This is a genomic window from Glaciimonas sp. GG7 (assembly GCF_052976905.1).
Map to the genome: position 1 here is coordinate 1 of NZ_JBRIIQ010000224.1, position 826 is coordinate 826.

The window sequence follows — 826 nt, forward strand, 5'->3', positions numbered from 1 at the left end:
CGTCATGCTTGAAAACTTCACCCCGTTGTGTTCCATGTAACTCAGCAAACTTTGCATGCCGACCGTGTAGCCGCGCGAAGCGCAAGGCCGCAACACGCCCATGCCGGAGATAAGGGCTAATTTACTGAGAGACGTTTTGAAACCTGTTCCATGCATGCTCATTAATGTGCATCGGTGTTTAAGCAGCGGCGACAAGCGCAATGACAATCGCTTCGGCGGGACAAGCGGCAGCGCCCTCTTTCGCGGCTTCTTCATATTCCGAGGCAACAAACTCACTGTCCACATAGACCAAGCCCTCAGCATCCAACTTGTAGACGTCCGGGCACAGCGCGGCGCATAAGCCGTAGCCGCAGCAGCGGCTGCGATCGGTGACGATGCGGAACTGCGGGGATATTGTTGCCGATGTCGCCTGACCGTCTGAATTCATATCAACTCCTGATGTGATTATGCATACCAGCTCTCGACAGTACGCTGATTACTAAAAAATCATGAACATAATTTAAATTTGTGTATTTTGTGTTGTACGCAATACCACACCACAAAAATTCGATGCAAATTATTTAAATATGCTCAGTAAATTGATATTCCGTGTGTGTTTGTTTTTCTATTGGGATCCATTATATGGATAAGTGTTCAACTATTTTTCAGTGGAGTCACCCGGCCATTGACCAAGACCGATATCGCAACAACAGCTTTGCTACAACAATTTCAGGAGACAGGCATGTCACAGGAAGCGGTAACAGATACAAACGATACAAAACGTACCGATACAGTTGTCTGGCAATCTGCTACGTATGCTCAAAGCGGCAGGTCAGGACGCACCAGA

At 47.8% G+C, this 826-nt stretch carries 1 protein-coding gene; it reads right to left on the minus strand.

Annotated elements, in window-relative coordinates:
• Positions 1-178: 178 nt before the first annotated feature.
• Entirely contained in the window at positions 179-427 is a 249-nt protein-coding gene (locus ACVBEF_RS21280) for a ferredoxin (RefSeq protein WP_447125885.1), read from the minus strand.
• Between the last annotated feature and the right edge of the window lie 399 nt (positions 428-826).

Coding starts and splice junctions, on each gene's coding strand:
- ACVBEF_RS21280 (WP_447125885.1), bottom strand. CDS start 427: ATGAATTCAGACGGTCAGGCGACATCGGCAACAATATCCCCGCAGTTC.